This is a genomic window from Cellulophaga sp. 3_MG-2023 (genome assembly GCF_030546975.1).
Taxonomy (GTDB): Bacteria; Bacteroidota; Bacteroidia; order Flavobacteriales; family Flavobacteriaceae; genus Cellulophaga.
In genome coordinates this window covers 937,211-950,339 of the sequence record NZ_JAUOPS010000001.1, presented here as the reverse complement: position 1 = coordinate 950,339, position 13,129 = coordinate 937,211, and the positions used below count along the sequence as shown (strand labels likewise).

The following is a 13,129-nucleotide window of genomic DNA, read 5'->3' as shown; positions in this document are numbered from 1 at the left end:
TTAGTTTAGGGTTACTATAAAAATTGTTCCTTTATTTACTTCACTTTTAGCAGTTATAGTTCCTCCAAGAGACTCTATTTGTACTTTGGTCATAAATAAACCAATTCCTTTTGCCTGCGGATGTCTGTGAAATACTTTGTTAAGACCAAACAATTTGTGTCCGTGTCTTTTTAGGTCTATGCCTAAGCCATTATCTTCTACGGTTAATGTTATACGGTCTTTAACTAATTGTGTTTGTATGTGTATTACAGGGTCACGATCTGGTGACTTGTATTTTAATGCATTACTAATTAAGTTTAAAAAAATACTTTCTAAATATAACTGACTATATAATACAGATGGAATTATAGAAAAATCACTTATTATAGTAGCGTTGGTTTTTTGAATTTCACCAGTTAGTATTTCTTTAGTTTTGTCTAAAATGGTTTCAAACTTTAATTTTTTTAGTTCTGTAGGTGCTCCGTTAGATGTTTTTAAAGCTTCAACAAGTGTGTCTAAGGTTTCTGTTAAGTGCCCTATAACTATCTCAAACTTACTAAATACCTCTGCTTTGTCTTCTTCATCTGTAGCACTGTTATAAAAGCCTAAAAGTGAATTTAAATTGCTAACAGGAGCTCTTAAATTATGCGATGTAATATGTGCAAAATCTGCTAATTGCCTATTTTTATTTAATAGGTTATCTGTTAAAACCTCTAATCTTTCTTTGGCTTTAGTTATTTTATATTCATTATGTTTTTGTTCTGTAATATCTCTAATAGCTACAGATATAAGTAAGCCTTCTTCTGTCTCTAAAGGAGATAAGCTTATCTGAATAGGAATTTTTTCTTTTTGTTTATTAACAGCAAAGTACTCTTCACTACCTTCTATTTTGTTTGTTTTTGCACTCGTAAAAAAATTATTATTATTTGTTTCATATCTGTGCATAAACTTTTCAGGTATAAAAAGTTCTACAGGCTTATGATATAATTCTGCAGATGGGTAGCCAAATAATTTTTCTGCCTGTTTATTGCTAATTTGTATAACTCCATTCTCATCAATAATTAACATGGCATCAGGAGCAGATTCTAAAAGACCTCTAAATTTAATTTCGGCCATTCGTAACTGTGTTACATCTTGGCAGGTGCCCATCATTTCAATAGGTTCTCCTAACTCGTTAGTAATAAGTTCTCCTAATAAATGTACTGTTTTTGTTGTGCCGTCTTCTAAAACAATGCGGTGTAATACATCAGTAAACTTATTTACCTTTACTGTGTCATCTATAAAGTTAGAAACTTTTTCTCTATCTTCTGGATGTATATGATTAAAGTATGTTTCAAAGGGTATTGTTGGGTATAATATAGCATCTCTGCCAAAAATATTATACATATTTGTAGACCAATTAATTTCGTTGGTAATCATATTCCAACTCCAATTACCAATCATTGTAATTTGTTCTGCGTAGTTTAGGAGTTGATTCTTTTTTATGAGTTCATTTTCAGCGTTTTTTCTTTCTGTTATATCATAAAAAATTCCTAGAATTCCTAGGTGTTCATCTAACTCATTTCTTAGCGGAGTTAAGGAAAGTTCTACAGGAAATAATGTTCCATTTTTTTTACGAAAAGTCCATTCTCTTGTGTCTTTAATATTTTGTAATGCTAACTCGTAAAATGGATTAAAATTATCCATATACTCTTTATTATACTTTGCAGCAAATTCCTCACTTAACGATTTTACTTCGTTTTCTAATAAAATAGAAGTAGGGGCAAGATTTCCAATAACTTCTTGTGCTTTAAAGCCTAATAGATTTTCTGCTCCAGAATTAAAATGCCTTACATTGCCTTCTTTATCTATAGATACTATTGATACAGCACTTGAATTAATAATTGATTTTAATTCACTATTTACAGAGTGTAATTGAAGTTCTGTCTTTTTAATTTCGGTAATTTCCTGAAAAATACCATAAACACGGGTTATGACTCCATTTTCTATATCAGCTAAGCCAATTTTACGCGCCCATATTTTTTTACCTTTTACGGTTTCTAGAGCAACTTCTTCATCAAAACTAATACCACTATTAATTAAGTTGGACATTAATTCTGTTATTTTTTTTCTATGTTTTTTATCTTTAAATAATGTAATTGTTTCTTTTAGATTTATTACTTCTCTATTTTCTAAATCAAGAATCTCACAAGTAATTTTGTCTAGTTTATAATTTTTTGTGTCTAAATTCAATTCCCATATACCAATACGAGCAACATTATTAATACGATCTAGTGTATTTTTAATTTTAGGATTATTTTCAATAGCCTTATGCATTATATTTTTTTTATAAACTTTGTAAGCGAAAATGTTGTTTTGGTAGGGGGATACAACATTCTAAAAATAACCATTTTATTGAAATTATTGAGCCTTGTTACTAATAAATGTTCATATTGTTTATTTGTTTTCGATAAAAGACTACTTTAAGTTGTTAAATAGTAGTTGTTTATATTTATTTTGAAAGATTATAATTACAGATAAATCAAATTATACTTGAAAAAAATGAAAAATACTAAGGAGTTTTATATATAAAACTCCTTATTTTTAGATTGTAAAATAATACAATTAATTAAAAAAAAGTTACATATACTATAAGTTTAGAAAGTATTTATTAATTTTATCACTTAGTAATCAGCTAATTATAGCAAATAACTCAGTTTATGCAATGTCCTTGTACACCAACACAGCTTTATAAAAATTGTTGTGAAAAAGCTCATTTAGACATCACTAAGGTACAAACAGCAGAACAGTTAATGCGTTCTAGATATAGTGCTTTTGTGCTTGCAAATATTGATTATTTGCAAAAAAGTCACCATAGTAAAACACGACCAGGAAAGAGAGGGAGAAAAGAAATTAAAGATTGGACAAACTCTGTTCATTGGATTAAGTTATCTGTTCTAGACACAGATAAAGGTGCCAAACACAATACTACAGGTAAGGTAGAGTTTAAAGCTTATTATATGGAAGATTCTAACATTATAATTTTACATGAAATTTCTAACTTTAGTAAAGAAAATGGACATTGGGTTTATGTAGATGGTAACTAAGTTAAACTAGTTTTTGTTTTTTAATACCACGCAATATTTTTTGAATATCTAAATTATCTTTTTGAGGTATCAAATAGTTCTCTATATCTTCATTATTTTTAATAGTTTCTGTTTTATCAATAAAGCCATAGCCCATATATGTGCCATTTTTTAGTAAAACAAAAGCTTCTTCTTCTTCGGTGCGGCCTTTTTCTTTTAAAATCGTTAACTCGGCTACATCTTTAATGTGTTGTATTGCAAGGTTAACCCTTTGGTTGTAAGCTTCAGGAGCTTCGTTGTCTCTGCAAATACCATTACAAGAACTAATTTTATGGTGGTTACAGGCGGCTACACCCTCTTGTAAATGACAGTATTTAGGACATAAGTTAAATAAAAAACACAGTTCTTCTACATAAGCTCTGCATTGCCTTATATTAGAAAATATTTTTAAAGGATTAGGACTAGATTTTAAGGTGTTATATGCCAAATGCATTATTCCTTTACGGTCTGTGTAACTAAAAACAGCATAGTTTTTTAGGTTTCTTTTAGCTAATTGGTTGTACTCTGGGTAGTGTTGTTTTATAGCAGCATCTTCCATTAATAATGCTAGCAATTCGCTACCAGATAGTTCAAAATCTATATCTGTAGTCTCCCTACACATATCTAAAGATTTTTGTGTTTTACTGTAAAAATGAGAAAGTACTCTTTTTTTTAAGTCTATTGCTTTACCAATGTAGATAATTTTTCCTTTCTTGTTTTTAAAGTAATAAATACCAGGTGTATTAGGTATTTTATTAAAAACCTCTGTAGGTAGGTGAGAAGGTAAAGCACCTTCTTTAGATGTTTTTTTAAGGAAACTATTAAAAACAGTTTCTGCATCATCTTGCGCTAGCAAAATTTTAAAAAGTGTAACGGTAGCTTCTGCATCGCCTCTTGCTCTGTGCCTGCCCTCTATAGTAATGTTTAGGTCTTTAGATATTTTTCCTAAGCTATAAGACTTGTGGCCAGGTATAAGTTTTCTTGACAAACGAATTGTACACAGTTTTTTACGTCTAAAATCTTTATCTATAGCCTTAAACTCATTGCGTATTACATTGTAGTCAAAATTTACATTATGAGCTACAAATATGGTATCCTCGGTAATATCTAACACTTGTTGAGCAATTTCTGCAAAAGTAGGCGCATTGGCAACCATTGCATTATCTATACCTGTAAGTGTAGTAATGTAATAAGGTATTACGGATTCTGGGTTTACTAAAGAGGTAAACTCGTCTACAACTTTTTTGCCATCAAACTTAAAAATAGAAATTTCTGTAATTCTATTAGTTTGTCCGGTAGTTTCTACATCAATAATAGTATACATCATTATAGTGACTTTTCTAATGCTTTTAATTCTACACCAAGCGTATTAAACATTGTAATTATACTGCTTATTTTAAGCTCTTCCTCTGTGTATTCTTGTGTGTTAATACTACAGGTAAATTCCCATATTTCTAATATTTCATCAATAGATACTTCATAAGCTTGGTAATCACTATTGTCAGATACTAACTTTAGGGTGTTGTTTTCTTCAATTTGGTTGTATACTCTTTTATAAACCATACCGTCGTTAAGTGTAACTAAAACATACGTTTTTCCACTTATAATATCTCTTCTGTCTTCAATAAATTTACCAATAACAAAAGCTCCATTTTTCATAGGTAACATAGAGTCTCCTTTTATAGGAAAAGCTCTGTGCTTGCCTGTTGGCAAAAAAGGAAGTTTAATTTTAGACAATTGCTCTATATACTCAGGATCATCATAGCCTGCTAAATAACCTGCAGAGGCAGCTACAGGAACAATTTCTATAAGATTGTCATTGTCTACATCTACTGTAATAGGAAAAAGAACACGTTGGTTGCCAATCTCTATAAAAGATGCATCTGCAGCTTTACTTAGGTCGTTACGGACAAGAATATCTATAGGTAATTTAAAATAATCAGATAATTGGATAAGGGTTTCTATGGTAGGTGCAGAGCGGCCTTCTTCATAAGAACTTACACGGGCTCTTGTAATACCTAAGTTTTTAGCTAAACCCTCTTGTGTAGCACCTTTTAAGCTTCTTAAATGGCGAATATTTGTAGCAATAAAAATCATAATGCTACAAATGTAAACAATAATTGCAATTAATTGTAGCTAAAAAATGTAACTTGTATTTTTATTTATACTCAATTTATTGTACTTATTTGCTTATAAGCTGTTTACGTATATCTAAAGCTAATTTATTGTTGTTTTGTTTACTTTATTTTTTATTTTTTTTAATAAATAAAGTCCTAATACACCACCTAAAGCAGAAACGAAACAGTTAATTATAAATAAACTATTATTAAATGTACCATATTGCATTATAGACCAGGCATCAAAGCCTAGTCTGCCAAAAGATTTAATTAAAAACACGCTACCAAAAACACCAATTAGAGTATTTCCTGTAAAACCAAAAGAGTATTTTTTATAAAAAAAAGCAGTTAGGTTTGCAGCTATTATACCTATGATAATACTAATTAAAGAAATTAATGTTCCCGTCATACTAATAATTTATTTTAGTGTCCGTAATCCATTTTATCTATTTTGCCACCCATTAATCTTTTTTGTATAATTAAATATACAAAAAGAAGTATAAAGCCAATTATTCCCCAGTTTAAAGCTACAGATAATCCATATTCAGGTGCGGCTGTATTGTATATTGTTAAAGGCTCATTAACAGTATTAATAGAAGGTAAAATTACAGGGAATAACGATGCTAGTGAAGATGTTATTCCGCCTAAAATAATTAGACTAGATAATATAAAACTATAAATATCTTTCTTTATTTTTTTGATAAAAAACAAGCCAATTAATCCAGTTAAATATATAATTGGAAATATTATTAAATATGGTTTGTCTACAAAATTATTTAAAGAACTAGGATTAACTATTTGCCATACAATTAAAGAAAATACAGTAAGTACAGCAAGTATAATGTTTAACTTAAAAACAATACCTTTAAGCTTGTTATTTATTGATGAATTTGTTTTTAAAATAATCCAATTAGCACCGTGTATAGCAAGTGTAACCACAGATATTATACCTATAATTAGTGTGAACCAATCTATAATACCTGGTGTTTTACTTAACGGACTAAAAGTGCTGTCCCATAATGGTAAGAAAAAATAATGCCCTTCATGAGCAGATACGCCATTTTCTACACTGCCTAAATTTACGCCTCTAACAATATTACCAAGTGCAATTCCAAAGAAAAGGGCTAATAGTAAACTAGAAACGCCAAAAGATTTGTCCCAAATATCTTTCCACATTTGGTAATTAAATTGACCTCTAAACTCTAATCCTATTGCTCTAAAAATAATAAGCCATAACACTATTATTAATGGTAAATAAAAGCCACTAAAAACTGAGGCATAAAATGTGGGGAAAGCCATAAAAAGCATACCACCAGCAGCAACCAGCCAAACCTCATTAGAGTCCCAGAATAGTCCTGCAGATTTTGTAATAACCTCTTTGTCTTCTTCTTTTTTTGCAAAGAATAAATGAATTATCCCTGCACCAAAATCATAGCCATCCAAAATAAAAAATACAGCTAAAACAATAGCTATTGTAATATACCAAAATACTTCCATAGTTTAATGTGTTTTAGGTTCTGGACCTTGGTTAATAGTTTTTCCCACTAGGACTAAAAACAATAATCCAAGTAGCATATATAAGGCAACAAAACCAAGTAAGGTAAATAAGGTATTACCAGATGATACAGTAGGGGATACACCTTCGCTAGTTCTTAATAAACCATATACTAAATAGGGTTGTCTTCCTAATTCTGCCGTATACCAACCTGTAAGATTTGCAATATACGGGAACGGCACTAAAAACATAATTGTCCAAAGCAACGGTTTAATTTTGTATATTTTTTTACGCCATAAAAAGAAGGCGGATAAAAGCATAACGCCAATAAATATGGTGCCTAAGCCAACCATTATGTGGTAAGAGTAATAAAGTGCAGGAATGTTATCTGGTAATTCTTCTTTTTTAAACTGGTCCATTCCTGGTATTTGTTTATCCCAATCTTGGTGGGTTAAAAAACTTAATACATTGGGTACGGCAATTTTATTGTCTAATTTTTTTTCAACCATATTTGGTTGCCCAACCAAAACAATTTCTGCCCCAGCTTCTTCTGTTTCAAAAATACCTTCCATAGCAGCAAAAGATGCTGGTTGGTATTCTGCAACGTTTTTAGCATTCCAATCTCCGGTAGGGAAAGCAACTAGTATGCTAGAAATTAAACCAAAAATAACCCCTGTTTTTAAAAACAGTTTTCCGTATTCAGTTTGTTTGTTTCTTAAAACATAAAAAGCACCTATACTGGCAACAACAAAAGAAGATGTTACAACGGATGCCAATTGATTGTGTAAAAAAGCAGGTAGTAGCCAAGGATTGCTAAACAAGGCAGAAAAATTATTTAAAACAAATTTTCCGTTTTCTAATACCTCGTACCCAACTGGGTGCTGCATCCACGCATTGGTAGCTAAAATAAACCAACCGCTTGCCCAGGACCCTAGAAACACCAAAAAACCAGTTAAAAAGTGTAATTTTTGACCCATTAGTTTTTCACCAAAAATAAATAATGCTAAAAAAGACGATTCTAAAAAGAAAGAGAACATACCTTCCATTGCTAAGGTCTGACCAATAACACTACCTGTAAGCTCAGAAAACTTTGCCCAATTGGTGCCAAACTGAAACTCCATAGGAATACCAGTTATAACTCCCATTGTAAAGTTGACAGCAAAAATTTTCATTAAAAATTTTGCTGCATTATTATATTTTTCAATGTTGTTTCTAAGATATTTCCATTTAAAAAAAACAATTAATAATGATAAGCCCATTGTTAATTGCGGAAATATGTAGTGAAAAGTGATAGTAAAAGCAAATTGCAATCTATCATAAAAGATCATGTCTTCCATATCCTGGGTTTTAGACCATAAAAATACGACACAAACGTTAAACGCTATGTAACTTTAGTAACAAAAAGAGCTTTAAAAAAAGTTTTTTTGGGGGTAAGCTGGTTTGTTATTTTTTCTGTAAAATGATGAATAATTCGTTACCGCTTCTAGGTTTTATAGAGTTGTAAGCAGTGTCCATTATTTTTATATTAAAGTGTGGTTTAAAAAGCATTATATATTCTTCTTTATTACCGCCAAAAGGAGGATGCGTGCTGTTTAGTGGAATGTTAAATAAGAGTCCTGCAATTTTACCATTTGTGTTTAAAAGGTTAAATGCCTTTTCTACGTATTTACTGCGTAGGCTTGGAGATATTGCACAAAAGAAGGTTTGTTCTATAATTAGATCAAAGGTTATATTTAAATCAAAAAAATTAGAGTGAATAAGATGTGAAGAAGGAAATGTTGGAACTCTAGATTTTATATTTTGAAGCGCTGTTTTAGATAAGTCTACAACATACACATTTTTAAAACCTTTGCTGTGTAGGTATTCTGCCTCATAACTATTACCACCGCCAGGAATTAAAATGTGTAAATATTTGTTGGTTAATTGATTAAAGTAAGATTTTAGAGGAGGAGATACTTCTCCTAAATCCCAGCCAATATCACTTGTTTTATATCTATTATCCCAAAAATCTTCATCTAAAATCATTAATTAGCCGTTGTAATTATAGAAATAAGTTCATTTTTTTGGAGCACTCCAGATTGTCTCCAAATTTGTTTTCCGTTTTTAAAAAGTAACATTGTAGGTACGCCTTTTACTTGGTATTTGGCTGCTAATGTTTGGTTTTTGTCTACATCTATCTTAATAATAGAGACCTTGTCTTTTAAACTATCTTTTACATCTTTTAAAATAGGACTCATTGTTTTGCAAGGCCCACACCATTCTGCATAAAAATCTACTAAAACAGGTGTATCTTTATTTATTAATTCTGAAAACTTGCTCATAATTATTCTATTTTTTAATCTAAACTTTAATTATATCCTAAAATACCACCTTTTAAGTCGTATATTTTGGTAAAACCAACGCTAGCTAATTTATTTGCAGATTTACGACTTCTACTACCGCTTCTGCAATAAATGTATATAGCTTTATCTCTATTTAGTTTATCAAAATTAGATATAAAATCTCTAGAGAAAAAATCTATATTTATAGCATTCTTAATGTGTCCGTTTTTATACTCATTAGGTGTTCTTACATCTATTAGTTGCACATTTGTATGCTCTATTTTATTTTTAAACTCAGCAGAATTTAGTACTGTAATGGCCTTGTTTGTGTTTGTTTTAGATCCAAATAGGTATGTTAATATAGACATAGTTAAAAATTTGCAGTTACATAAAATACAGTAGTAAAATTATAAAATGCTATGCTTTTTGTAAGTAACTTAGGTTACAAAGTTTAAATTGAGTTTTAAACTATGCGCATTTAAAGTGGTCTATTTAAAACAATAGGGAATAAAAAAAAGCGACTTAGTAGAAACTAAATCGCTTTTATTGTAGCGAGAACGAGAGTTGAACTCGTGACCTCCGGGTTATGAATCCGACGCTCTAACCAACTGAGCTACCTCGCCAGGTGTTTTTTTTAACGGGTGCAAATATATGTATCTTTTTTCTGTTTATCAAAATTTATTTTGATAAAAATATTATAGCTATTTTAGTTTTTTTATCATACAGAAATATATATATTGCCTTTTCTAAACATTACGAGAATGAGTGATAAAATTAACTATGAGCTAGAGTTTGTGATACAGTCCTCACCACAAATGCTTTACCAATATATATCTACACCTTCTGGCTTATCAGAATGGTTTGCAGACAACGTTAACTCAAGAGGAGAGAAATTTACTTTTATTTGGGACGGATCTGAAGAAGTTGCTAATTTACTAAAGAAAAAAAGCGACGAATTTATTCGTTTTGCTTGGGAAGATGATGATGACGATTGTTATTTTGAACTTCGCATTAAAGTAGACGACATTACTTCAGATGTATCTTTATTTATTTCTGACTTTGCAGAAGAAGATGAAGTAGAAGAAGGGAAGTTATTATGGACAAATCAAATTTCTAGTTTAAAACAAGTCTTAGGATCTGCCTAAAAATTATGAAATAAACAATATCTTTGGCCTTGAATTTTTTTCAAGGCTTTTTTTATGATAAATTTTAACGGAGAATTAGTAGAAAACAACACTTTATTTTTAAATGAAGAAAACAGGGGATTACGTTATGGTGATTCACTTTTTGAAAGCATACGTGTTGTAAACGGAAAAATTTATTTTTGGGAAGATCATTACCTGCGTTTAATGGCGTCTATGCGTATTTTACGTATGGAAATTCCAATGAACTTTACAATGGAATATCTAGAAGAGCAAATTCTAGAAACTATTAATGCAGATAACCTACAAAATAATGCTGTGCGTATACGCCTTACTGTTTTTAGAAACAATGGAGGTTTATATTTGCCAACTACTAATAATGTAAGCTTTATTATAGAGACTAAAGTATTGGAAAATGCTTTTTATATACATTCTGATGAAGCTTATGAGGTAGAGCTATTTAAAGACCATTATGTAAACTCTGGTTTGTTATCTACATTAAAATCTAACAATAAAATTATAAACGTTTTAGGCAGCATCTACGCTAAGGAAAATGGTTACAGCAACTGTTTGCTGCTAAATAACCAAAAACAAGTTGTAGAGGCTTTAAATGGTAATTTATTCTTAGTTAAAGGACATACAATAAAAACACCACCATTAAAAGATGGTTGTTTAAACGGTATTACAAGAAAAAAACTAATTGCTAGTTTAGAAAAATTAGAAAATTACAGTTTAGAAGAAGCTTCTATATCTCCCTTTGAATTGCAAAAAGCAGACGAATTATTTGTAACCAATGTAATAACAGGGATACAGTCTATAACAAAATACAGAAAAAAGGAATTTACAAATACAGTAGCTAAAGATTTGCTAGGTAAGTTAAATGCAGTAGCTAGACTGTCTTAATTTAAGGCAGGATTTTCTGGTGCGTTAGACCAAAGCAGATAATCACCTCCTAATTGGTCCATTTTTTCTTTCCAAAGGTTGTTGGTGCATTTTTCTAAAATTAAGCTTTTATGTTCGTTTGTAGCAATAATCCAAGATTTAGAAGTTAACTCATAATCTAACTGCATAGAATCCCAACCAGAGTAACCTAGAAAAAAACGAATGTCTTTTTGGGTAATAGTATTATCGTTTATTAAACCTACTATTTTTTGAAAATCACCACCCCAAAAAATACCATTAGATATTTCTATACTGCCCTCTATAAGGTGAGGCACTTTATGTATAAAGTATAAATTGTCTTGCTCTACAGGTCCACCATTATATACTCTAAATGACGGTTTTATACCTTCAACAAGGTCGTTAATAGTATATTCTAAGGGTTTATTAAGAATAAAACCCACAGATCCGTCTGTATTGTGTTCTGCTAATAAAACAATAGATCTGTTAAATGAAACATCACCAGTTAGTGATGGTTCTGCTATGAGAAGGTTTCCCTTTTTTGGTTGATTAATGGTCATATAGTGGGGTTTGTACGATTAAATTAAATAAATTTTACGAGATATAAAAGATAACTACAAAAAAAAAGCGCTTCTACGTATAGAAGCGCTTTTTATATATTAAAATGTAAAGCTTAGTTTACAGAGTTGCTTAACTCAGTACCTGCTTTAAATTTAACAACGTTTTTAGCTGCAATTTTGATAGTTTTTCCAGTTTGTGGGTTTCTACCGTCTCTTGCTTCTCTTCTAGTTACAGACCAAGATCCAAAACCTACTAAAGAAACTCTACCACCTTTTTTAAGTGATCCTTCTACGTTTCCTAAAAAAGACTCTAATGCTTTCTTTGCTGCTGCTTTAGTGATGCCAGCGTCAGCTGCCATAGCATCGATTAATTCTGTTTTGTTCATAATTAAATTAAATTAATTGTTGTTTTTAATAACTTATATTCTTCTAACAAATTTATATGGATTTAGCGTTAACACAAGTAAATCGCTAGGAAATGCATCATTTTGTTAATAACTAAGACCGTTTGTTAATAAAGTAGGGCTTTTTCTACGACTTTTTCTGTTAAAAATGGGCTTAGCTAGTCTAAATATGCGGTTTCTTTTAATTGTAAACCGTTTAAAACATCGCTAGTTTTCATTCTTCGCTTACCAGAAAGTTGTATTTCTAGTAGTTTTAGGTAGCCATTAGGTACAGCAACTTTTATTGTTTTTTTATCAAAAATTAATTTTCCTGGTTTTAAATTGTGAGCTTCTTCTTCTAATTCTGTAGCGTAAATTTTTAAATCAGTTTTGTTATCATCATTATATAAGGTTGTCCAAGCTGCCGGGTAAGGACTAAGTCCTCTTATTAGATTGTAGGTTTTTGTGGCATCAGCTGTCCAGTCTATTTTACAAGTGTCTTTGTGTATTTTGTAAGCTAACTTTAAATTACTATGATCTTCTTGTTTTTTAGTAGTTACATTTCCTTTTTCAATTAGTTCTACGGTTTCTATAACAAGTTCTGCCCCTAAATGCATTAATCTGTCGTGTAAAGTACCTGCATTTTCTGTAGAAGAGATGTTTGTTTTTTTATGAAGAATAGTTTCTCCTGTATCAATCTTATCATCAATAAAAAAAGTAGTAGCACCTGTTTCTGTTTCTCCGTTTATAATAGCCCAGTTAATAGGAGCAGCACCACGGTATTGTGGTAATAAAGAAGCATGCAGGTTAAATGTACCGTATTTAGGCATTTGCCAAACTACTTTGGGTAACATTCTAAAAGCAACCACAATTTGCAGGTTAGCATCTAATGCTTTTAGTTCTGCTACAAAATCTGTATTTTTTAAGTTTGTTGGTTGTAATATATTAAGGTTGTTTTTTTCTGCATATTGTTTTACGGCAGAAGTGTGTATTTTTCTGCCACGACCCGCTGGCTTGTCTGGAGCAGTAATAACACCAACTACGTTATATTTATGTTGTACTAAACTATCTAAAATGGTAACGGCAAAGTCTGGCGTTCCCATAAAAACAATGCGTAAATTGCTCATA

The 13,129-nt window shown here is 30.6% G+C and carries 15 protein-coding genes and 1 tRNA gene; 3 read left to right on the top strand and 13 right to left on the bottom strand.

What is annotated here, in order from left to right; genetic code table 11:
* Complete coding sequence (locus Q4487_RS03995) at nt 1-2,295, bottom strand: PAS domain S-box protein (protein ID WP_303541551.1); 2,295 nt, start codon at nt 2,293-2,295, stop codon at nt 1-3.
* Between the two features lie 383 nt (nt 2,296-2,678).
* On the opposite strand from Q4487_RS03995, the gene Q4487_RS03990 reads away from it, so the two are divergent.
* A complete protein-coding gene (locus Q4487_RS03990; RefSeq protein WP_100895710.1) occupies nt 2,679-3,065 on the top strand; it encodes a YchJ family protein in 387 nt (128 codons plus the stop codon).
* Between the two features lies 1 nt (nt 3,066).
* On the opposite strand, the gene Q4487_RS03985 is transcribed toward Q4487_RS03990, so the two are convergent.
* The 9 genes from Q4487_RS03985 to Q4487_RS03945 all read right to left on the bottom strand — a co-directional run bounded on the left by Q4487_RS03985 (nt 3,067) and on the right by Q4487_RS03945 (nt 9,639).
* Nucleotides 3,067-4,410, bottom strand: coding sequence for an exonuclease domain-containing protein (locus tag Q4487_RS03985; RefSeq protein ID WP_303541556.1), 1,344 nt, complete (start codon nt 4,408-4,410; stop codon nt 3,067-3,069).
* Nucleotides 4,410-5,180, bottom strand: a complete 771-nt coding sequence (locus tag Q4487_RS03980) for a LexA family transcriptional regulator (RefSeq protein WP_303541558.1) — start codon at nt 5,178-5,180, stop codon at nt 4,410-4,412. The genes Q4487_RS03985 and Q4487_RS03980 overlap by 1 nt, the downstream gene beginning before the upstream one ends.
* A gap of 120 nt (nt 5,181-5,300) precedes the next feature.
* Nucleotides 5,301-5,609 carry a hypothetical protein gene (locus Q4487_RS03975; RefSeq protein ID WP_303541560.1) on the bottom strand — a complete coding sequence of 103 codons (309 nt, stop codon included), beginning with the start codon at nt 5,607-5,609 and terminating at the stop codon, nt 5,301-5,303.
* 14 nt (nt 5,610-5,623) lie between these two features.
* The gene (gene cydB, locus Q4487_RS03970) at nt 5,624-6,697 is read right to left on the bottom strand and encodes a cytochrome d ubiquinol oxidase subunit II (protein WP_303541562.1); all 1,074 of its coding nucleotides are present in this window, start codon (nt 6,695-6,697) and stop codon (nt 5,624-5,626) included.
* A gap of 3 nt (nt 6,698-6,700) precedes the next feature.
* Nucleotides 6,701-8,032 carry a cytochrome ubiquinol oxidase subunit I gene (locus Q4487_RS03965; RefSeq protein ID WP_100895715.1) on the bottom strand — a complete coding sequence of 444 codons (1,332 nt, stop codon included), beginning with the start codon at nt 8,030-8,032 and terminating at the stop codon, nt 6,701-6,703.
* 106 nt (nt 8,033-8,138) lie between these two features.
* Nucleotides 8,139-8,720, bottom strand: a complete 582-nt coding sequence (locus tag Q4487_RS03960; protein WP_303541564.1) for a methyltransferase domain-containing protein — start codon at nt 8,718-8,720, stop codon at nt 8,139-8,141.
* Entirely contained in the window at nt 8,720-9,016 is a 297-nt protein-coding gene (gene trxA / locus Q4487_RS03955) for a thioredoxin (protein ID WP_100895717.1), read from the bottom strand. The genes Q4487_RS03960 and trxA overlap by 1 nt, the downstream gene beginning before the upstream one ends.
* A gap of 26 nt (nt 9,017-9,042) precedes the next feature.
* A complete protein-coding gene (locus Q4487_RS03950; RefSeq protein WP_303541568.1) occupies nt 9,043-9,384 on the bottom strand; it encodes a rhodanese-like domain-containing protein in 342 nt (113 codons plus the stop codon).
* Nucleotides 9,385-9,565: 181 nt separating this feature from the next.
* Nucleotides 9,566-9,639 (bottom strand) — tRNA-Met (locus tag Q4487_RS03945).
* Between the two features lie 138 nt (nt 9,640-9,777).
* Between Q4487_RS03945 and Q4487_RS03940 the strand changes: the two genes are divergently transcribed.
* Both Q4487_RS03940 and Q4487_RS03935 read left to right on the top strand, forming a co-directional pair.
* The gene (locus tag Q4487_RS03940; protein WP_013622743.1) at nt 9,778-10,161 is read left to right on the top strand and encodes an START-like domain-containing protein; all 384 of its coding nucleotides are present in this window, start codon (nt 9,778-9,780) and stop codon (nt 10,159-10,161) included.
* A 54-nt stretch (nt 10,162-10,215) separates the two neighbouring features.
* Nucleotides 10,216-11,061, top strand: a complete 846-nt coding sequence (locus Q4487_RS03935) for an aminotransferase class IV (RefSeq protein WP_303541570.1) — start codon at nt 10,216-10,218, stop codon at nt 11,059-11,061.
* Here Q4487_RS03935 and Q4487_RS03930 read toward each other — a convergent pair.
* From Q4487_RS03930 to fmt, 3 genes are all read right to left on the bottom strand, one after another.
* Nucleotides 11,058-11,618: a YqgE/AlgH family protein gene (locus Q4487_RS03930; protein ID WP_100895720.1), complete on the bottom strand. Its 561-nt coding sequence runs from the start codon at nt 11,616-11,618 to the stop codon at nt 11,058-11,060. The genes Q4487_RS03935 and Q4487_RS03930 overlap by 4 nt on opposite strands.
* 113 nt (nt 11,619-11,731) lie before the next feature.
* Entirely contained in the window at nt 11,732-12,004 is a 273-nt protein-coding gene (locus Q4487_RS03925; RefSeq protein WP_072302490.1) for an HU family DNA-binding protein, read from the bottom strand.
* Between the two features lie 176 nt (nt 12,005-12,180).
* Nucleotides 12,181-13,128 carry a methionyl-tRNA formyltransferase gene (gene fmt, locus Q4487_RS03920; RefSeq protein WP_303541576.1) on the bottom strand — a complete coding sequence of 316 codons (948 nt, stop codon included), beginning with the start codon at nt 13,126-13,128 and terminating at the stop codon, nt 12,181-12,183.
* Nucleotide 13,129 lies beyond the last annotated feature (1 nt).

Coding starts and splice junctions, on each gene's coding strand:
- Q4487_RS03935 (WP_303541570.1), top strand. CDS start 10,216: ATGATAAATTTTAACGGAGAATTAGTAGAAAACAACACTTTATTTTTA.
- fmt (WP_303541576.1), bottom strand. CDS start 13,128: ATGAGCAATTTACGCATTGTTTTTATGGGAACGCCAGACTTTGCCGTT.
- Q4487_RS03975 (WP_303541560.1), bottom strand. CDS start 5,609: ATGACGGGAACATTAATTTCTTTAATTAGTATTATCATAGGTATAATA.
- Q4487_RS03960 (WP_303541564.1), bottom strand. CDS start 8,720: ATGATTTTAGATGAAGATTTTTGGGATAATAGATATAAAACAAGTGAT.
- Q4487_RS03940 (WP_013622743.1), top strand. CDS start 9,778: ATGAGTGATAAAATTAACTATGAGCTAGAGTTTGTGATACAGTCCTCA.
- Q4487_RS03985 (WP_303541556.1), bottom strand. CDS start 4,410: ATGATGTATACTATTATTGATGTAGAAACTACCGGACAAACTAATAGA.
- trxA (WP_100895717.1), bottom strand. CDS start 9,016: ATGAGCAAGTTTTCAGAATTAATAAATAAAGATACACCTGTTTTAGTA.
- cydB (WP_303541562.1), bottom strand. CDS start 6,697: ATGGAAGTATTTTGGTATATTACAATAGCTATTGTTTTAGCTGTATTT.
- Q4487_RS03995 (WP_303541551.1), bottom strand. CDS start 2,295: ATGCATAAGGCTATTGAAAATAATCCTAAAATTAAAAATACACTAGAT.
- Q4487_RS03965 (WP_100895715.1), bottom strand. CDS start 8,032: ATGGAAGACATGATCTTTTATGATAGATTGCAATTTGCTTTTACTATC.
- Q4487_RS03990 (WP_100895710.1), top strand. CDS start 2,679: ATGCAATGTCCTTGTACACCAACACAGCTTTATAAAAATTGTTGTGAA.
- Q4487_RS03930 (WP_100895720.1), bottom strand. CDS start 11,618: ATGACCATTAATCAACCAAAAAAGGGAAACCTTCTCATAGCAGAACCA.
- Q4487_RS03980 (WP_303541558.1), bottom strand. CDS start 5,180: ATGATTTTTATTGCTACAAATATTCGCCATTTAAGAAGCTTAAAAGGT.
- Q4487_RS03950 (WP_303541568.1), bottom strand. CDS start 9,384: ATGTCTATATTAACATACCTATTTGGATCTAAAACAAACACAAACAAG.
- Q4487_RS03925 (WP_072302490.1), bottom strand. CDS start 12,004: ATGAACAAAACAGAATTAATCGATGCTATGGCAGCTGACGCTGGCATC.